The organism is Micavibrio aeruginosavorus EPB (genome assembly GCF_000348745.1).
Classification (GTDB): domain Bacteria; phylum Pseudomonadota; class Alphaproteobacteria; order Micavibrionales; family Micavibrionaceae; genus Micavibrio; species Micavibrio aeruginosavorus_A.
Window position 1 is genome coordinate 1,837,392 of record NC_020812.1, and the last position, 18,777, is coordinate 1,856,168.

The window sequence follows — 18,777 nt, forward strand, 5'->3', positions numbered from 1 at the left end:
TTTTGAAAGGACCTCCGTGGACGCGGTGGAGTTGACTACTCGTGATTCTATGGGGGATGATTCGCCATTAAAAGAGCCTTCGCGCCGCAGAAGCGCAGGAAAGCCCTGAAATACGTGCCATTTTACCCGTTTAATTCATTGTTTTTCAGGTGAGGACGAACCGCTAAGTGATTCATCCGACTCAAGACTTCGCCAGTGTGGCAAACCCACATTGATTCGGAAAGAGTCGCGCGGCGTTTTCCTGTGGATAAATATTGATTCTGTGCATGGATTCAATACGATTCGTCCACAGGCATCAGGGGATGAAGCGCGGGATAAAGCTGCGGATGATTCAGAAACACCGCCAAGACAGGCGTTTTAAGCCCCAACCCCATACAGCGCCAGCCACAGATCGGCGCGCGGGCCGTGCTGATGCCGTTCAAATTCACGCCGCCGCTGGGCCGCATCCGCATCGGTGAAAATTTCCGGATCAAACGTCACAACCTGCCCGTTCGGCAAAATGCCGACATTCTGTGGTTCGGCATCATAATCAAACCAGTCACGCGGATAGGCTTTGTTCGTCCCCCACGACAGATCCACAATGGCATTGGTGTAGGCGCGACCACCCTCCGACACCAGACGTTCGGGCAGGCGCGTCAGCGGAACCACTTCGGGCAACATTTCAATGCGCACCTGATCAAAATCATCCAACATATTCTGGTTGCTGGAAAAAGCCTGCAACACGGTCGAATGAAGGGGGCGCGGTTGGCGGCAATGATGATCGCCCTCAACCCGCACCACGCGCATTTCGCCGCTGGCGCTATGCCGGGCCCGCAACGCCACGGCCCGCCCGCCATTGCCCAGATAGGATAAATCGGTATAGCCATGATCAGCGACGAAATCCGTCATGCGCGCCCGCACGACATCGGGCATCGGAGCCCACGCCCGCACCGCCAGATTTCCACCTAGATTAGAGAAGGTCGGCGCCAATTGATTCAAAGCGTTAAACGCATCGCTTAACGTGGCATAGCGGGTTGCGGGCACATCGTTTTTGGGTTGCCAGATCGCATCGTGATTGACCATGCCATCCGCATGAAAACTGGCCCACGCCTGTGCGCGCATCCATTCAATCCGCCCGTTCCATGTCCGTAAATTGGGTTTTGCCATGGGGTTGGTTATAGCGGAGGTTTCAAACCCGAACAAGCAATCCAGCCCCCTATGCGTCATCCCGGCGAAAGCCGGGATCTTCCAGCCATAAGGGACGAAGACCCCGGCTTTCGCCGGGGTGACGACTCAATCGGTAATCACGATTTTACCAGTTTTCCCGCAACCACAAACGCACGCGGTCGAACAGGTTGCCCGGCTCGGCCTGGGCCATGATGGCGGCGGGCATTTCGTCGGCATGTTCGGAGATGAAGGTCAAAAGACCGGCGGTCGTGGCAAAAGCCGGGCCGCTCACCGCTTCGGGTAAGGCCCCGACGCGCAGAGGACGCCCCAAGCGCACCTGTTTATCCAAAACATGCTGCCCCAGATCGCGCAGGCCCGGCAGCTGGCTGGCTCCGCCCGTCAAAACCACACGGCGGCCAATGGCCGAGCCCAAACCGGAATCATCCAGACGGGCCCGCACCAATTCAAAAATTTCTTCCAAACGCGGCTGGATAATCCCGACCAGCAAGGACCGCGGTACATGGTTGGGCGCGACATCCGGGTCTTCACCGATTTGCGGCACGTCGATCAATTCGCTTTCATCCGTCGAGGACGCCATGGCCGAGCCATACAGCGTTTTCAACCGCTCGGCCGCCGCCATGGTGGTGGTCAATCCGCGCGCCACGTCACTGGTGACATGTTGGCCGCCGACGGGAATGGAATCGGCGTAAATCATTGATCCGCCTTGGAATACAGCCAGCGACGTCACGCCCCCGCCCATATCAATGACGGTACAGCCCAGCTCCATCTCATCCTCCACCAGACTGGCCAGACCAGCGGCATAGGAGGACAGGCACATCGCCGTAATATCCAGATGCGAACGTTCAATGCATGTCGCAATATTGCGCAACGCCCCGGTATCCCCCGTCACCAGATGGATATGAGCCTGCATTTTTTGTGTGAACAATCCGCGCGGATCGCGCACGCCACCATGGCCATCAACGGTGAATCCCGTGGCTATGGTGTGGACCAGTTCGTGATCAGTGCTGAGCGCTTGCGTCTGCGCCCGGGCCAGCGCGCGGCGGATATCGTGATCCGTCACCTCGTGTCCCAGAACGTCAATATCAACGCCAAAGGAATGCGATTGCGCATGAATGCCGGGAACGTTGATCACAACTTCGCGCAAGGGATAGCCCTTGATCGTCTGCGCCGCCATGTGTTCGGCCGCATTCACCGCCTGACGGATAGAAGCTTCGGCCGCCTCCAGATCAATAACGGTGCCGCCCTTGATTCCGTTGGAGGCCTGATGACCAATGCCCAAAACTTCAAACCCGCCCTCGTCATCAATAATGCGCGCGATAAAGCATGCAATCTTGCTGCTGCCAATATCCAGTGCGGCAAGGACAGAGCCTTTTGGTTTTGGTTTGTGTTTCATAAGCTTATACGCCGTTCATACCCTTAAATATCATTCTCGCCAGACGTGCTGAAGCTGGCTTTATATTCCTGAACCCGCCCCGGCGCGGTGCGCACGGTGATGCGATTGCTTTCACGCAAATCAACAATCGTAATGTCTTTTTTCAACAAACCATCTTCGGCATCGGCCTTGGCCAGACGGGACAGCGCCAAGGCTACATCCCCCTCCGGCAAACGAACAACCACGCCGTTTTTCATTTTCAAATCCCAACGGCGTTCACCCACCCAGGTGATGGCCTCGACCTGATCACGAATGGTTGGCTCGCCGCCCAGCAGGCCGATCAACGGCGCGGCGTGGAATGGCGCATCTTCGCCCACGATCAAGGGCAGATCACGGAATTTTGCCAGATTGGTTTCGGCCAGAACCGCACCCTTGCCATCCACCAGACGGACTTTCCCCTGATGCTGCCACAGAGCCAACGGCACACGTTCGGTCAAGCGCACGTAAATCGTATCGGGCAACCGGCGTTCCACATGGGCGCTTTCCACCCATGATACGCGTTCAAGTTGGTTTTTCACCTGAACCGGGTCGAACGCCATAATCGGGTCGCCCCGGCGGACATTGATCAACCCCAACAGCACATCCGGATCGGCGTTCACGCGCCCTTCGACCAACACGTTTTGAACGGCATAGCCCGCTTCGGCGGCGGAGGATTGGAACGCCTGTTCGGCATTATCCATCGTGCGCGTCACCGTGCCGGACATCCACAGCCATGCACCACCCCACGCGCTGGTCACGACCAGCGCGGTGATAAAACCAAAACGGCGTAACGCGTTAATTATGCGCGTTTTTTTTGCGTTGCGGCTGCGCCGTCCGAGGACGGAGCTGCGCCGTGCGCCGTTTGATTTGCCTGATCGAGAGCGTGGCATCGGGCATTCTCCACAAGGTGGGCACAAAGTTCGGCAAAGGTTTTGCCGTTGCGAATAACCTGGGACGGACCGATGGATTCAGCCGTGCATCCAGGTTGGGTGTTAATTTCGAGGAAGCACAACCCCGTCGCGCCCGCCTTTGAATCATCATAGCGGAAATCACAACGGGCCAGCCCTTCGCACCCGAGAACATCGTAGACACGCTTCGCATAGTCAAGCGCCGTGTTGTAAACATCATCCGAAACCGGGGCCGGCATGACGTAGGATGTGCGGGTGTCGTGGTATTTGGCTTCGTAATCAAAGAAACGGGTTTGCGATACAATCTCGGTCACGGCCTGGGCCACGCCGTCCAGAACGGCCACGGTCAGTTCGCGCCCCGGGATATAGCGTTCAACCAGAACGGTTTCACCGTAAACCCAGCTTTCAGCATCCAGCGGCGGGTGATTGTCGTTTTCCAGCACGATGCGCACGCCCACGCTGGAGCCTTCGTTCGTCGGTTTCACAACATAGGGCGCATCCATAACCTTGCCGGACAGCACTTCATCCTTCGTCGCGACGCGGCCCTCGGCCACGGGCACGCCAACCGACGCGGCCAGACGGCGGGCAATCGGCTTGTCCATGCCAATCGCGGAGGCCAGAACACCGGAATGGGTGTAGGGAATTTCGAGCATTTCCAAAACGCCCTGGATCACGCCATCTTCACCGCCGCGGCCATGCAGGTTATTGAAAACCGCATCCGGTTTCGGCGTCAGCGCGGCGATCAGGGCCGGAATATCTTTTTTCACATCAATAACGGTCACGTCATAGCCCGCTTCGATCAGGGCTTTCTCGACGGATTTTCCTTTATCCAGAGACACTTGACGTTCGGCAGACCAACCGCCAACCAGCAATGCAACCTTCTTCGCCATGATGAGCCCCTTTCGTTTCCGTGACCTGTTACCATCATTGCAGATGTTGGGGGTCGGGGACAAGCGCCGGATCGGGCAAAACATCACCAATACGGCGAATTTCCCACCGCAACGTCACCCCGGTTTGATCCAGCACGCGGCGGCGGATTTCTTCGCCCAGATTTTCCAGATCAGCGGCCGTGGCCGTTCCGGTATTGATCATGAAATTACAGTGCAAATCCGACATCATCGCCCCACCGATGGTCAGACCCCGCCCCCCGACGCGGTCGATCAATTGCCAAGTCTTCGTGCCGTCGGGCAATCCGGCGGCGGCCAGTTCATCGGCGGATGGGTTGGCAAAGGTCGACCCGCCCGTTTTTTCCCGGATCGGTTGCGTCGTCGCCCGTTTGGTTTTGATATCGGCGATATGTGCGCGAATGGTGTCCGCATCACCCGGCGTGCCGCGGACCACCGCATGGGTAAAAATCCAGTCTTCTGGAACATCGGTATGGCGGTATGTCATGTGCATATCGGCGGGCGTTAATTGACGCACGCATCCAACACGATCCACCGCCGTGGCGTGGACCAGAACATCTTTCGTTTCCGTACCATAGGCCCCGGCATTCATGCGCAATGCGCCACCAATCGTGCCGGGCACGCCGCTTAAAAATTCCAACCCCGCCAGCCCCGCATCGGCGGCGACAGTGGCCACATTGCCATCCAACGCCGCGGCCCCGGCGAATACGTCGTGCCCATCAAAGCGGATATCGGCAAATTCACGCCCCAGACGAATGACCACGCCGCGCAAACCCCCATCACGCACGATGGTGTTGGACAACACGCCCAACGTCGTTACCGGAATATCCGCCGGACATGCCGACAGGAACGCCACCAGATCATCCAGATCCGCCGGCTTGAACAACACATCCGCCGTGCCGCCACACCGGAACCACCCCACGCTACCCAGCGGGGCATTGTCGGTATAACGCCCGCGCACGGACGGCAATTGTGTGGATGCGATTTTAACGGCGGATTTTGTCATGGCGGGTTTTACGCAACGCTTCCCGATTTTTTCGTTTGGCCGCGTAAATTTTCAATCTGCCCCGGCAGGGCGTACGCCCATTTGGTAATGTCCCCGGCGCCCAGGCAGACCACGTAGTCCCCCGGCTTCGCCACAGCATTGATCGCCACCGGCAACCCTTCCGGCCCCGCCAGAACGGCCACGCGATGGTGACCGGATTGTTCAACCCCTTCCGCCAAAATCTGGTGATCAACGCCATTGATCGGCGTTTCACCGGCGGCATAGACGGGCGCGATAAACACGTAATCCGCATCGGCAAAGCAGGCACAGAATTCGTCAAACAACGACGACAGGCGCGAATAACGGTGCGGCTGCATCACGGCCAGAACACGCCCACCCGTTTCGGACACAGCCATCCGGGCCGCCTTTAACACGGCGGTGATTTCAATCGGGTGATGGCCGTAATCATCAATCACGGTAATGCCATCAACCACACCTGTGCGGGTAAAGCGGCGTTTCACCCCGGCGAAATTCGACAAGGCTTCGCGCATGGCGCTTTCGGAAAAGTTCAATTGATGGCCAATGGCCAGCGCCGCCAGGGAATTTTGCACGTTGTGCAAGCCCAGCATTGGCAGGCGCATATCACGCAAAATCAAACCATCATCAAAAATCACATCGAAAACGGACACGCCATTTTCAACGCGCACATTTTCGGCCCGCACATCGGCATCATCCGCGAAGCCATAGGTGATGATTTTGCGGTCGGTGACGGATTCGGCCAGGTCGCGCACTTCCGGATGGTCAAGACACAAAACCGCGAAGCCATAGAACGGAATATTTTGCACATATTGGCGATAGGATTCACGCACGGCATCAAAATCGCCGTAATGGTCCATATGTTCCGGGTCAATGTTGGTGACAACGACATGCGTTGCGGGCAGACGCGTGAATGTTCCATCACTTTCATCCGCCTCGGCCACCATCCAATCCCCAACGCCCATACGGGTGTTGGTGCCATAGGCATTGACGATACCGCCATTGATCACCGTGGGGTCCAGCCCGCCGGATTCCAGCATTGCCCCCACCATGGATGTCGTGGTGGTTTTACCGTGTGTGCCGCCAATGGCAATGGCCCGACGCAGACGCATCAATTCGGCCAGCATATCCGCCCGGCGCACCACCGGCAGGCGCGCATCCCGTGCGGCGACCAATTCCGGGTTTGTGGATTTCACCGCGGATGACACAACGACAACCGCCGCCATATCACCCTTGGGCGTTTGCAAATTTTCCTCTGCATGACCAATCGACACATGAATGCCTTTGTCCCGCAGGCGTTGCACATTGGCGTTTTCGGATTGGTCCGATCCCTGCACGCTGTAGCCCATGCCGTGCAGAATTTCGGCGATCCCGCTCATGCCAATGCCGCCGATACCGACGAAATGCAATGTTCCGGTGTCGCAGGGAATAATACGCATTTTATTTATCCTCGTTACTGGGCGTCGGGCCCTGCGGGCGCATGGCTTCGCCATCCCAACCGGAGGCCACGGCCATCACCAGATTGCCCAAACGCCGCGCCGCATCGGGGCGGCCCACACTGCGCGCCGCTTCCGCCGCGCGGAACAATGTTTGCGGGTTTTGCAGGAAGGTTTCAATGCGGGCCAGCAGTGCTTCCTCGGTAAATCCGTTCTGGGTCATCACCCATGCGCCACCGGCATCGGCCACCATATCGGCGTTGGCTTTTTGTTGTTGGTCGGCGTGGTGCGGGTACGGCACAAAAATCGCCGGGCGGCCCGCCGCGGTAACCTCGGCCACCGTGCTGGCACCGGAACGGCCAATCACCAAATGCGTGTGTGCCAGACGGTCCGGCACATCACGGAAAAATGTTTCCAATTCCGCCTTGATCCCCGCCGCATCATAAATGCGACGCACGTTTTCAATGTCGCTTTCGCGGCATTGCTGTACCACTTCGATCCGCGCGCGGTAATCCGGGGACAGGCGCGACAACGCCGCCGGAACCACATCGGAAAACACATGCGCCCCCAGCGATCCGCCCATCACGAAGATGCGCAGGATGCCATCCGGCTGGATGATGGGATAGGGTTTGTAGCTTAACGACGAAATTTCTTCGCGCACCGGGTTGCCCGTGACAACGGCCCGGGCATTATCCGCCGGCTCCAACCCATGCACATGCGGCATGGACAGGGCAATGCGGCTGGCGCGCCCGGCCAGCATGACATTGGCACGCCCAACAATCGCGTTTTGTTCGTGGATGATTGTATCAATCTTCATTCCCTGCGCCGCGAACACGGCGGGGAACGACGGATACCCACCAAACCCGGCGACAACAGCGGGTTTCAATTTTTTTACCAGCTTGCGCGCCTGTAAAATACCGAAGGCCAATCCGGCCGCGCCACGCACCTTGCCTACCAGCCCACGGCCCAGCGTTCCCGCGCTGATTACATGAACGGGGATGTCTTCGAAAATATTGGCGAACTTGCTGCCGCGTGCATCGGTGACCAGTTCGACGCGATAGCCGCGCGAAATCAGGTCGCGTCCCAACGCCGCCGCTGGAAACACATGGCCGCCGGTCCCACCGGCACTCAAAAGAATCAGTTTGGATGTATCTGTCATAATGACGTTTTACTGCCTGAAAACGGGTCTGTACAGACCTGCATCATGCCACAAACCCGCCTTATCCCAAAGGTTTAGGAGGCATTCATCTGGGTTTTGGGGGCCATGCCGCCTTTGGCAATGGTGGATCGCCCCTGACGCCGGGTTAAAGCCAGCAAAAACCCCATGCCGATTCCCACCGCCACCAGCGACGATCCGCCATAGCTCAAGAAAGGCAGGGTCATGCCCTTGGTCGGGATCAGGGCCAGATTCGACCCCATATGAACCAAACTTTGGCATCCGAACATGGTCAACAGGCCCCCAGTGCCCAGAATAACAAACATGTTATCCGAATCCATCACACGGTTCAGACCACGCAAAATAACCCAGGCAAACAGGCCGATGATGATCAGCAACAGGACCAACCCCATTTCTTCACCCGCGACTGAAAACACGAAATCGGTATGCGCATCGGGAATGGCCAGCTTGACCGTCCCCTGCCCCGGACCGGCGCCAAATGCGCCGCCTTCCTGAAACGCTTGCCGCGCCAAATCGATCTGATACGTATCGCCCGTTTCGGGATTGAGGAAACGGTCAATACGGCTGCGCACGTGGTGCAGGCCGAAATACGCGCCAACGCCGCCCAAGGCCGCGACACCACCCAGCCCAACAACCAGGCGCAACGGCAGCCCCGCCAGAAACACCTGCCCCACGATAATGGCGGTGACCAGCATCGACATCCCGAAATCGGGTTGCAGGATCAGCAGTGAAATCAGCAACGCATACAGCCCCGCCGCCAGACGATCGCCGGGGAACCCCGGCTGGTCTTTCTGCCGTGCCATAAACCAGGCGATGACAACGGCAAAAGCAGGCTTGGCAAATTCACTGGGCTGAATGGACCCGAAGGGTAAGTGAATCCAACGCTGCGCGCCCTTCACTTCCGCCCCGGCGACCAGAACGAACGCCATGCACAAAATGCTGCCCGCCAGAATAACACTGGCAATGCGCCAGATGGTCCGGTGCGAACACATCGACAACCCCACCATGGCCAGAAGCGATGGCACCAAAAACACCATATGGCGTTTAAAGAAATAATATTGATCCAGCCCCAGCCGTTCCGCCACCGGCGGCGACCCGGTCACCACCATCACAATCCCGATTCCGGCCAACGCCAGCATGATGGACAGCAACACGCGATCCACCGTCCACCACCATTGCCCGACAATGGATTGGTCGGTCCGGGAAAACATGCGCCCGGTGCGGTTATGGTTGGCAGATAAACCGATCATGCCTTGTCCCCCTCGGGCAGAGCCATGACCATTTTCGTAAATTCGTCGCCCCGGTGTTCAAAGGACCGGAACTGATCAAACGACGCGCAGGCCGGGGACAGCAGCACAACGCCCGCCCCGCCCGGTTCGCCCCGTGCGGATTGCGCCGTGATGTGAGCATCACTGACCGCGCGATCCAACGTTTCACTGCGCACATAATCAACGCCGTGATTGTCCAGCCACTTGCAAAAATCATCCATCGCCGCGCCGATCACGAAGGCTTTGCGCACGCGGTCCATAAACGGTTCCAGACCGTTCAGGCCGCCATCCTTGGGCTTGCCCCCGACGATCCAGCAGATATTGCGATAGCAGACCAGAGCCTTCGCCGTGGCATCGGCATTGGTGGCCTTGCTGTCATTGACATAGGCGACACCATTGATCACGCGCGTCATAAACTGACGGTGCGGCAGGCCCGGATAGGTTTTCACCGCGTTCATAATCGTATCCGCATCCAGCCCGGACAATCGTGCGGCAATATAGGCCGCGCAAATGTTCTGGTGGTTATGCACGCCGGGCAATGTCGAAAACGCGGAGACAGACCCGATTTCACGCGCATCCCCATCCATGCAGTCAAACAACACGCCGTTTGACACATACGCGCCGCGTTCCACCGGATTGACGACAGAAATCGCGTACACATCGCGCTCGCCCGCCTCCTGCACCTGTTTGAACATGGCGCGGGATGGTTCGTCATCCACACCGATAATGGCGGCCCCGGCCCCGCGGAAAATCCGCATCTTCGCCGCCGCATATCCGGCCATGTCGCCATGGCGGTCCAGATGGTCGGGCGTTAAATTCATATGCACGCCAATCTCGGGGGCAAAGGTCGGGCACAGATCCAGCTGATAGGACGACAATTCCAGAACGATCACGCCGTCCTTCGGTGGCAATTCGATATCCAGTGCCGCGCGGCCAATATTCCCGCCGACGGACGCCGTTATGCCGTTGGCATTCAGAACATGCCCGATCAATGCCGTGGTTGTCGATTTACCATTTGTGCCGGTAATGCCGATGGTTTTGCGGCCATGATGAACCCGGTGCAACAATTCAACATCGCCCAGAATTTCCACGCCAGATTCCTGCGCCCGTGCCACAACCACATGCGGTTCCGGGTGCGTCAGCGGAATACCCGGCGCCACGACCAGCATGGCAAAACCGGACAGGTCCGCAATACTCAGGTTGGTGATGGTTGCACCTTCGGACGCCGCTTGCGTCCGTTTGGTTTCATCATCGTCCCAGGCCGTGACGGACACACCCGCCCGCACAAAAGCCGAAACGGTGGCCAGGCCGGACAACCCCAACCCGAACACCGCAACAGGACGACCACCCAAACCGGCGGCTATAGACGATAAATCAATCATCGCAATTTCAATGTTGAAAGCCCGATCAAAGCCAGAATAACCGCAATGATCCAGAAACGGATCACAACGGTCGGTTCCGACCACCCTTTTTTCTCGTAATGATGGTGCAGCGGTGCCATACGGAACACGCGTTTGCCCGTCAATTTAAACGACGCCACCTGAACGATCACCGATACGGTTTCCAACACAAACAGGCCGCCGATAATGGCCAGCACCAGTTCGTGTTTCGTAATCACCGCCATCGCGCCCAGAACGCCGCCCATGGACAACGATCCCGTGTCACCCATAAACACCATCGCCGGGGGCGCGTTGTACCACAAAAATCCCATCGCCGCGCCAACCAATGCACCGCACAGGATGGCCAGTTCACCCGTACCCGGCACAAACGGAATTTGCAGATAGTTGGAGTAAATGGCGTTACCGACCAGATACGCAATCAACCCGAAACAGGCCGCCGCAATCGCCACCGGAACAATCGCCAGACCATCCAGGCCATCGGTCAGGTTGACCGCATTCGACGCCCCCACCATCACCACAACCGCCCAGGGGATAAAGAACCAGCCCAAATTCAGGAACAGCGATTTAAAAAACGGAATCGCCACATGATGGTTCAGCGTTTCCGGCGCCACGTGCATGATCCACAGCGTGGCGATCAGGCCAATGCTCACCTGCGCCACCAGTTTCAACTTACCGGACAGACCTTTGGAATTTTTCTTGGTCAGTTTCAGATAATCATCACCAAAACCAATCAAGCCAAACCCGACCATAACCATCAGCGCAATCCACACATAATGATTGGACAAATCCGCCCATAACAATGTGGAAATGGTGACGGAAATCAACACCATCAAACCACCCATGGTCGGGGTACCGGCCTTTTTCGCGTGGGCTTCTTCCAGATATTCACGGATATTGCTGGCGCTGCCCTGTTTGGATTTCAACCAGCGGATCATACCGGGACCGATCAGGAAACAGATCACCAGCGCCGTCATAATGGCGCACCCGGTCCGGAAGGTCAGGTACCGAAACAGGTTGAAAAAGATAAAATCATCGCCCAGCGGGGCCAGCAAATTATAAAGCATCTTCAACCTCGCGGCGTGATGTGTTTGCGTTTTTCTTTTGTTTTCGGGTTTGTGGTAGATGGCGCAGTGTTTCCACCACAACATCCATCCGGCTGCCGTGTGATCCCTTGACCATCACGACGTCGCCGGGCACCAGAACTTCGGGCACAATCTCGGCCAGCTCGGTGCTGGTCGCGCGGTGCGCGCCACGTTGTTCCGGCGGCAAAGCATCATGCAGGTTTTTCATCAACGCCCCGCATGTATAAACCAAATTCACATCCGCCGCCTGTAATGGCAAAGCCAGTTCAGCATGCAAACGCGCGCCATCATCACCCAGTTCCAGCATATCGCCCAGCACCGCAATACGGCGACCACCCCGGCCCGGATCAATCAGGGCCAGAACCTTGAACGCCGCCTGCATCGCCACGGGGGATGCGTTATAGCTTTCGTCGATCAATGTGACAGGATTACGGCGATCACCGATATTGATACGCTCGCGCCGGCCACGCCCCACGGGCGGTTCGACTTTTTCCAATGCTTTCGCGGCCTTACGCACATTTCCACCGGCGGCGGATACGGCCAGCAAAACGGCAATCGCATTCATGGCGATATGGCGTCCGGCGATCAACAGGGTGAAGGACACTTCCTCCCCGCAAATAATCGCCTTCACACGCGACCCATTGGATGCCAGCAGGCATTCCACCAACCGCCCATCAACCTGATCCCCGCCGCCAAAAGACAGAATTTTGCCAACACCGCATTGGCGGGCAACCTGAGCCAATTGATCGAAATGCGGGTTATCCGCATTCAAAATGGCCACGCCGCTGGCATCCATACCTTCAAAAATTTCGGCCTTCGCCGCCGCGATGGCTTCGGTCGTGCCAAAATGTTCCAGATGGACCGGCTCAATCGTGGTGATAATCGCAATATCCGGGCGCACCTGTCGCGTCAGGTTCGACAATTCACCGGCATGGTTCATGCCCATTTCAAAAATGCCGTAATCACATCCCGCATGCATGGTCGACAACGATAATGGCACGCCCCAATGGTTGTTATGGCTGGCTTTGCTGTAATGGGTTTGGCCCAATGCGCCGAACGCCACGGCCATCATTTCCTTGGTCCCGGTTTTACCGACCGATCCGGTGACCCCAATAATTTTTGCAGCCGTGCGATTGCGCGCCCCCTGGCCCAACGCCTGCATGCCGGTGAACGTATCATCCACCATCAAAACCGGCGCATGTTCGGGCAATCCGTCAACCGGATGCGAAATCATCACCGCCGCGGCACCCTTGTCCAATGCCATTTTGGCATAGGCATGGCCATCGCTGGCATCGCCCTTGATCGCGATGAACAGGTCACCCGGCTGTAATGTACGGGTGTCAATCGACACACCCGTTGCCGCCCAATCCCGTGCGCCCAGCAACCGTCCGTTCGTGGCGTTCGCCGCGTCGGATGCGCTCCAGATCACGTGCGATGCTGGCTTCTGCCTGTGCTTACAAAATAACATTTTATGCTTCCCCAAGCCCGATATTCAAAATTGCTGTGGTGGCCTCTTCGACGTCGTCGAACGGGTCCACCCGATTCCCAATAATTTGCCCCTGCTCATGCCCCTTGCCGGCAATGACCAGAACATCCCCATCCTTCAACATGCCAACGGCATGCTGGATCGCCACGTGGCGATCACCGATATTTTCGGCGTCATTCTTTGTCACACCCGCCATAATTTCATCGCGGATCACATCGGCCTGCTCAAATCGCGGATTATCATCGGTGACAATCACATGATCGGCCAGATCGGCGGCAATCCCCCCCATCACAGGGCGTTTGCCCTTGTCACGGTTTCCGCCACATCCAAACAGGCACACCAGTCGCCCCGTTGTATGCGGGCGCAGCGATTGCAACACATTCACCAACGCATCCGGCGTGTGCGCATAATCGACATACACGGCCGCATTGTTCGGATGACCGGGAATATTTTGCAACCGCCCCGGTGCGCCCTGCAGACGGGACAAGCCATCCACCAGATCATCAATACGCGACACATCCTCCGCCAGCGCCAACCCGAGCGCACACAGCGCATTCATAGCCTGAAACTGACCAACCAATGGCAAGGCCACCGTATAATCACGCCCCAGAACACTGATCTGTAGATCTTGGCCATCGGGGCGCAGGTTGCGGGATTTTAAAATAATGTCTTGCGCCTTTTGACCGTAGGACCATGTGCGCAGGCCGCGCGACTTACAAATATCGGCCAACGCCACAAAGGCTTCATCATCCGCATTCAACACCGCCGTTCCACCATCGCGCAGGACCGATGAAAACAGGCGTGCTTTTGCCGCCAAATAAGTCTTCATGTCGCCATGATAATCCAGATGATCGCGCGTCAGGTTGGTAAAACCGGCCGCCGACACGCGCACTCCGTCCAAACGGTTTTGGTCCAACCCGTGGCTGGAGGCTTCCATCGCCAGATGGGTGACGCCCGCATCTGCCATTTCGGCCATCAACGCCATCAGAGACACCGGATCCGGCGTCGTCATGGACCCGTCACGATTAAAATGCGTTCCACGCACGCCAATGGTGCCCAAACTGGCCGATGGCAGGTTTAACCCCGCCCATAATTGTTGCGTGAAATGCGCGGTGGATGTTTTACCGTTGGTGCCCGTTACGGCGGTAACGATCTCCGGCTGGCGACCGTAGAAGCGCGCGGCCATCACCGCGGCGACATGACGCGGATTATCATGCGCAATAAGTACAGCCTCGCCCTCAACCGTTGTCCCCACAGGCACAACAATTGCTACCGCACCCGACGCAATCGCATCGGCAATAAAATCGCGCCCATCGACCTTCACGCCCGGAACGGCAATAAAAACATACCCCGGCTTGACCGCACGACTATCCAGCGCGATTCCGGATATTTCAATATCCGGGCCCGTGTAATGATCCAGCAGGGTCGAAAGCATCTTCGCCATCATTCCCCCGCTTTCTTCGGATCGTGGATATAGCGAACCAGCTCGGCGGAAATATCCTTCTCTGCCGGCACATCTTTTGGCGGCAGCGCCAGGACCGACGCCATCGCCGTCACCACCCGCCCAACAGCCGGAGCCCCGACCCACCCGCCTGTGGCATAGCCATAGGTTGATTTGTTCCCCTGCGGCTCATCCACAATCACCAAAACGACATAGTCCGGATCATCCGATGGGAAGACACCCAAAAATGATGACAGCAAGCGTTTGCGATCATAACCACCATGCGCACCCGGTTTTTCCGCCGACCCGGTTTTCCCACCAACCATATAACCGGGAACATCGGCTTTGCCCCCCGTACCATGGCTGACGGTCAACCGCAGCAATTGACGGATGCGGTGTGCGGTTTCCGCCGATACAACGCGGACCGATGCGTTTTCCTTGTCATCGGCAATAGTGTCCAAAACAACATGCGGATTCACGCGCAAACCGCCATTCACGATGGAGGATGCCGCCGCAGCCACATGCAATGGGGATACCGCAATGCCGTGACCATACGATGCCGTCAACGTGCTGGTTTCACGCCACGGCGATGGGATGATGGGCTGACCCACTTCATCAATTTCGATTTTCACCGGGGCCATAAAACCCAGATCAGCATAGAAATTTTTCAACGCATCCGTTCCGACGGCCTGCGCCATCAGGGCCGAACCAATGTTGGACGAATACATGAAAATTTCCGGAATGGTCAGAACACGTTTTTGCGCGTGATAATCTCGAATCGAAAAACGCCCAATGGTCAGGGGTTTTGTCGCATCAAACGTCTGGCCAATCGGCGCATTTTTTAATTCGAGATAGGCCGCGGTCGAAAACAGTTTGAACGTCGACCCCATTTCATACACGCCCAGCGACAGGCGGTTGAACAAATTATCCGGCTTGGCGGCCCCTGCGCTGTGCGGATCGAAATCGGGCAGTGACACCGCCGCCAGAATTTCACCGTCATGCACGTTCATAATCACGCCCATGCCGCCCTTGGCGTTGAACTCTTTCATCGTGCGGGAAATTTCACGGCGCAAGACATGTTGAAGGCGCACATCAATCGTCAATTGCACGGGTTCCTTACCCGCTTTCAGAACGTTGTCGAAACTGCGCTCAACCCCCGCCAGGCCGTTGCCATCCACATTGGTGTACCCCACCAGATGCGCGCCCAAGGCCCCTTGCGGATAGAGGCGGTTGGCTTCAGTTTCAAAGGACAGGCCCGGATGCCCCAGACCCAGAACCGCATATTGATCCTGTGGCGCGAGGTTACGTTTGATCCAGACAAAACGCCCGTCACGTTGCAGCTTCTTTAAAACATCGCCATAGGACAGATCCGGCAAAACCTTGACCAGATCGCGCGCAACCCCTTCCGGGTCCGGAATCAATTTCGGATCGGCGTACAACGATGCCGTCTGTACGGACCGCGCCAGAATAACACCGTTGCGGTCCACAATATCGGCCCGCAAATTTGTTGGAGCCGTCTTTGCCCCTTGCGCATAATCACGCGCGGGCGCTTCTTGTGAAAATCCGCTGGACAATCCCTGACTCAAACGCGGCAATTCACCCTGTAGAATTGTCAGGTCAAACCCGCGCACAGCCACCAGCACGAATGCCGATGCAAAGCACAGCCGCATAAACATGATCCGCCCACGCGCCAGATCCAAGGCGGAGCGCCGCGTTCCGATCAGCTTCATTACTTTTTGCCGGAAAAACGGGGATGGGCTCATGGCGTCCCTCCACTGGGTTCCGTATCAGTCAGGCGATTGATCAGCGTATCGAAATTTTCAGACGAGGGAGAAGATGTTGCCGGAGATGTCACAGAATCGTGAGCAGCAACAGGAGGCGGAGAACCCGCACCAGAGGAAGAGGAATTTAAAACAGCGCGACGCAGCGCCACATCAGGCTTGCGTGCGGGAATAACCGGTTCAACATGATCAGGCAGAGCCCCGCCATCACGCACCAGCAACTTCGGATCAATCGGCCCCATTTTCAAATGCTGGCGCGCCAATTCTTCCAGACGATCGGGGCGATTGAGATAATCCCATTCCGCCTCCAAAACACGCAGGGCTTCGCCCTCTTTGGTCAGTTGCGCATTCAGACCGCGCAATTGATGCTCGGCCTGCTGCACATTCTGGCTGGTCTGGAACAGCATGAATCCCGCCATCCCGGCCAGGCCGAGCGAAACAATCGACGAAAGGCGAATGCGCATTATCCACGCCCCCCTTTCGCAAATTTTTTCGATGATTCTTCATTCCATGCGGGGGCATTGGTACGGATAGCACTCCGCAATTTTGCGGATCTTGAACGGGGATTACGCCGGGTTTCGGCATCGGTGGGATCAATCGCCTTGCGTTGCGTAAGGCGGAAGGTGGGGGCCGGATGATCGCTGTGCGCGGTCATCGGTGCGTGACGGGACGGTGCAGGCACATCGCCCGACCGCGTTTTGAAGAAGTTTTTAACGATACGATCTTCCAGAGAATGGAACGTGACAACAACCAGACGCCCCCCCTCCTCCAGAATATGCTCGGACGCGGCCAGTGCCCGCTCCAGTTCGCCCAGTTCGTCATTCACGGCGATGCGCAGGGCTTGGAATGTCCGCGTGGCGGGGTGAATATCGTTGGGCTTGCGCCGCCCCGGCATCGCTTTTTCAACGATGGACGCCAATGCGGCGGTTGTCTCAATCGGCGCCACAACACGCGCATCAACAATGGCACGCGCGATGCGACGGGAATGGCGTTCTTCGCCGTAATTGTAAATCAGGTTGGCCAGATCGGTTTCATCCATATCGCGCACGATATCGGCGGCGCTTTCACCCGCACTCTGATCCATCCGCATATCCAGCGGGCCATCAAAGCGGAACGAAAAACCGCGATCGGCGTTATCGATCTGCATCGACGATACGCCAATATCCAGCATAAAGCCCTGAACGCGATCAATTCCCGCCTGATCCAACAGGGTTTGCACATTGCCAAACGTACCGTGCAACAAAATCAGTTTATCGCCGTATGTATCTTTCCACGCCGCGGCCCGGTCATGCGCGGTTTGGTCACGATCGATACCGACAATGCGGCATCCCGGTGCGCGGTCCAGCGTTGCGCGGGAATACCCACCCGCACCAAATGTGCCATCGACATAGGTCTCACCCGCAACGGGCGCCAAGGCCGTTAAAACTTCATCCAGCATCACCGGAATATGTGGCGCCGTATCCTGCATCATGATGCCGCCCCCCCGATGATGGAGGGCAACGTCAAACCTTTATCCCGCGCATTGGCGCGCGCATGCACCTGGCGCGCCTTCAACGCGGAGGGTTCCCACAATTGGAATTTTCGACCCAGACCGACAAACGCCACCTGTTCCGTGATCGCGGCATGGGTCAGCAAATCCGGCGTCAACGTAACGCGGCCATCACCATCAAACGCCAACGGCACAGCATCACCAAAAATGGCGGTGGCCAGATCATCCTGTTCGGCGGAAAACAAATCGAATTGATCCAGGCGCGTCGCCAGATCATCCATCTTCGCGCCATCAAATCCTTCGAGACAGGCATGAACGGGCGAACGAAATACAACAATCCCCTGAAACGCCTGTGCGTTCAGGGCGGTGCGAAACGCCGCCGGAACGGATACCCGTCCCTTGCGGTCGACTCGATTGATGTATGTCGAAAGAAACAACGCCATAGGGGACGAATGCGTTCCGTTTACTGCAAAGGGTTCATGTCAAAGAAGGTCAAAGGCCGGCCCCAGCTTCGAAGCCCCGACAAGCGCGAATCACATACGCCCGCCACGGTGAAACATGGTTCTATATGGGATATCATGGGATGGCATGGATTTCAACGGAGCCACCATCCAAAAACCCCGGTTTTCCAAGGGTTTCCGGCCCACCCTTTATCCACAGCCCCCACCCCTAAACGGGCCCGGAATAAATGCAGGGAACGCTTGTAAAACCGCATCAAAATCGCTGTTCGTGGGCTTTGGAGCCGAGGAGAAAGAGGTGCTTATCCCCCCCCAACACACAGAGTTATCCACAGATTCACCCCCAT

The 18,777-nt window shown here is 57.3% G+C and carries 16 protein-coding genes; all 16 read right to left on the minus strand.

The features are described from left to right. Positions 1 to 357: 357 nt before the first annotated feature. A complete protein-coding gene (locus A11S_RS08660; RefSeq protein WP_051054920.1) occupies positions 358 to 1,146 on the minus strand; it encodes a hypothetical protein in 789 nt (262 codons plus the stop codon). 145 nt (positions 1,147 to 1,291) lie between these two features. Next, positions 1,292 to 2,560: a cell division protein FtsA gene (ftsA, locus tag A11S_RS08665; protein WP_015468136.1), complete on the minus strand. Its 1,269-nt coding sequence runs from the start codon at positions 2,558 to 2,560 to the stop codon at positions 1,292 to 1,294. Positions 2,561 to 2,583: 23 nt separating this feature from the next. Continuing rightward, entirely contained in the window at positions 2,584 to 3,468 is an 885-nt protein-coding gene (locus A11S_RS08670) for a cell division protein FtsQ/DivIB (RefSeq protein ID WP_235067701.1), read from the minus strand. Continuing rightward, positions 3,378 to 4,376, minus strand: a complete 999-nt coding sequence (locus A11S_RS08675) for a D-alanine--D-alanine ligase (RefSeq protein WP_015468138.1) — start codon at positions 4,374 to 4,376, stop codon at positions 3,378 to 3,380. The genes A11S_RS08670 and A11S_RS08675 overlap by 91 nt, the downstream gene beginning before the upstream one ends. A 34-nt stretch (positions 4,377 to 4,410) precedes the next feature. Further along, on the minus strand, positions 4,411 to 5,397 hold the full coding sequence (gene murB / locus A11S_RS08680; RefSeq protein ID WP_015468139.1) for a UDP-N-acetylmuramate dehydrogenase: 987 nt from the start codon (positions 5,395 to 5,397) through the stop codon (positions 4,411 to 4,413). An 8-nt stretch (positions 5,398 to 5,405) separates the two neighbouring features. Beyond that, positions 5,406 to 6,851 (minus strand): UDP-N-acetylmuramate--L-alanine ligase, encoded by a 1,446-nt coding sequence (gene murC / locus A11S_RS08685; RefSeq protein WP_015468140.1) that lies wholly within the window; start codon positions 6,849 to 6,851, stop codon positions 5,406 to 5,408. A gap of 1 nt (position 6,852) precedes the next feature. Beyond that, complete coding sequence (murG, locus tag A11S_RS08690) at positions 6,853 to 8,007, minus strand: undecaprenyldiphospho-muramoylpentapeptide beta-N-acetylglucosaminyltransferase (RefSeq protein ID WP_015468141.1); 1,155 nt, start codon at positions 8,005 to 8,007, stop codon at positions 6,853 to 6,855. Between the two features lie 74 nt (positions 8,008 to 8,081). Further along, positions 8,082 to 9,275 (minus strand): FtsW/RodA/SpoVE family cell cycle protein, encoded by a 1,194-nt coding sequence (locus A11S_RS08695; RefSeq protein WP_015468142.1) that lies wholly within the window; start codon positions 9,273 to 9,275, stop codon positions 8,082 to 8,084. Further along, positions 9,272 to 10,759, minus strand: a complete 1,488-nt coding sequence (gene murD / locus A11S_RS08700; RefSeq protein ID WP_235067709.1) for a UDP-N-acetylmuramoyl-L-alanine--D-glutamate ligase — start codon at positions 10,757 to 10,759, stop codon at positions 9,272 to 9,274. The genes A11S_RS08695 and murD overlap by 4 nt, the downstream gene beginning before the upstream one ends. Continuing rightward, positions 10,672 to 11,757 carry a phospho-N-acetylmuramoyl-pentapeptide-transferase gene (gene mraY, locus A11S_RS08705; protein ID WP_015468144.1) on the minus strand — a complete coding sequence of 362 codons (1,086 nt, stop codon included), beginning with the start codon at positions 11,755 to 11,757 and terminating at the stop codon, positions 10,672 to 10,674. The genes murD and mraY overlap by 88 nt, the downstream gene beginning before the upstream one ends. Continuing rightward, complete coding sequence (locus A11S_RS08710) at positions 11,747 to 13,243, minus strand: UDP-N-acetylmuramoylalanyl-D-glutamyl-2,6-diaminopimelate--D-alanyl-D-alanine ligase (RefSeq protein WP_051054895.1); 1,497 nt, start codon at positions 13,241 to 13,243, stop codon at positions 11,747 to 11,749. The genes mraY and A11S_RS08710 overlap by 11 nt, the downstream gene beginning before the upstream one ends. Position 13,244: 1 nt before the next feature. Then, positions 13,245 to 14,708 (minus strand): UDP-N-acetylmuramoyl-L-alanyl-D-glutamate--2,6-diaminopimelate ligase, encoded by a 1,464-nt coding sequence (locus A11S_RS08715; protein WP_015468146.1) that lies wholly within the window; start codon positions 14,706 to 14,708, stop codon positions 13,245 to 13,247. Continuing rightward, positions 14,705 to 16,465: a peptidoglycan D,D-transpeptidase FtsI family protein gene (locus tag A11S_RS08720; RefSeq protein WP_015468147.1), complete on the minus strand. Its 1,761-nt coding sequence runs from the start codon at positions 16,463 to 16,465 to the stop codon at positions 14,705 to 14,707. Before A11S_RS08720 ends, A11S_RS08715 begins: the two co-directional genes overlap by 4 nt. Next, complete coding sequence (gene ftsL / locus A11S_RS08725) at positions 16,462 to 16,947, minus strand: cell division protein FtsL (RefSeq protein ID WP_015468148.1); 486 nt, start codon at positions 16,945 to 16,947, stop codon at positions 16,462 to 16,464. Before ftsL ends, A11S_RS08720 begins: the two co-directional genes overlap by 4 nt. Beyond that, positions 16,947 to 17,954 (minus strand): 16S rRNA (cytosine(1402)-N(4))-methyltransferase RsmH, encoded by a 1,008-nt coding sequence (gene rsmH, locus A11S_RS08730; RefSeq protein WP_015468149.1) that lies wholly within the window; start codon positions 17,952 to 17,954, stop codon positions 16,947 to 16,949. The genes ftsL and rsmH overlap by 1 nt, the downstream gene beginning before the upstream one ends. Then, positions 17,951 to 18,415 carry a division/cell wall cluster transcriptional repressor MraZ gene (mraZ, locus tag A11S_RS08735; RefSeq protein WP_015468150.1) on the minus strand — a complete coding sequence of 155 codons (465 nt, stop codon included), beginning with the start codon at positions 18,413 to 18,415 and terminating at the stop codon, positions 17,951 to 17,953. The genes rsmH and mraZ overlap by 4 nt, the downstream gene beginning before the upstream one ends. Between the last annotated feature and the right edge of the window lie 362 nt (positions 18,416 to 18,777).

Coding starts and splice junctions, on each gene's coding strand:
- ftsA (WP_015468136.1), bottom strand. CDS start 2,560: ATGAAACACAAACCAAAACCAAAAGGCTCTGTCCTTGCCGCACTGGAT.
- A11S_RS08710 (WP_051054895.1), bottom strand. CDS start 13,243: ATGTTATTTTGTAAGCACAGGCAGAAGCCAGCATCGCACGTGATCTGG.
- mraZ (WP_015468150.1), bottom strand. CDS start 18,415: ATGGCGTTGTTTCTTTCGACATACATCAATCGAGTCGACCGCAAGGGA.
- A11S_RS08720 (WP_015468147.1), bottom strand. CDS start 16,465: ATGAGCCCATCCCCGTTTTTCCGGCAAAAAGTAATGAAGCTGATCGGA.
- A11S_RS08675 (WP_015468138.1), bottom strand. CDS start 4,376: ATGGCGAAGAAGGTTGCATTGCTGGTTGGCGGTTGGTCTGCCGAACGT.
- A11S_RS08670 (WP_235067701.1), bottom strand. CDS start 3,468: ATGCCACGCTCTCGATCAGGCAAATCAAACGGCGCACGGCGCAGCTCC.
- mraY (WP_015468144.1), bottom strand. CDS start 11,757: ATGCTTTATAATTTGCTGGCCCCGCTGGGCGATGATTTTATCTTTTTC.
- rsmH (WP_015468149.1), bottom strand. CDS start 17,954: ATGATGCAGGATACGGCGCCACATATTCCGGTGATGCTGGATGAAGTT.
- A11S_RS08695 (WP_015468142.1), bottom strand. CDS start 9,275: ATGATCGGTTTATCTGCCAACCATAACCGCACCGGGCGCATGTTTTCC.
- ftsL (WP_015468148.1), bottom strand. CDS start 16,947: ATGCGCATTCGCCTTTCGTCGATTGTTTCGCTCGGCCTGGCCGGGATG.
- A11S_RS08660 (WP_051054920.1), bottom strand. CDS start 1,146: ATGGCAAAACCCAATTTACGGACATGGAACGGGCGGATTGAATGGATG.
- murG (WP_015468141.1), bottom strand. CDS start 8,007: ATGACAGATACATCCAAACTGATTCTTTTGAGTGCCGGTGGGACCGGC.
- murB (WP_015468139.1), bottom strand. CDS start 5,397: ATGACAAAATCCGCCGTTAAAATCGCATCCACACAATTGCCGTCCGTG.
- A11S_RS08715 (WP_015468146.1), bottom strand. CDS start 14,708: ATGATGGCGAAGATGCTTTCGACCCTGCTGGATCATTACACGGGCCCG.
- murC (WP_015468140.1), bottom strand. CDS start 6,851: ATGCGTATTATTCCCTGCGACACCGGAACATTGCATTTCGTCGGTATC.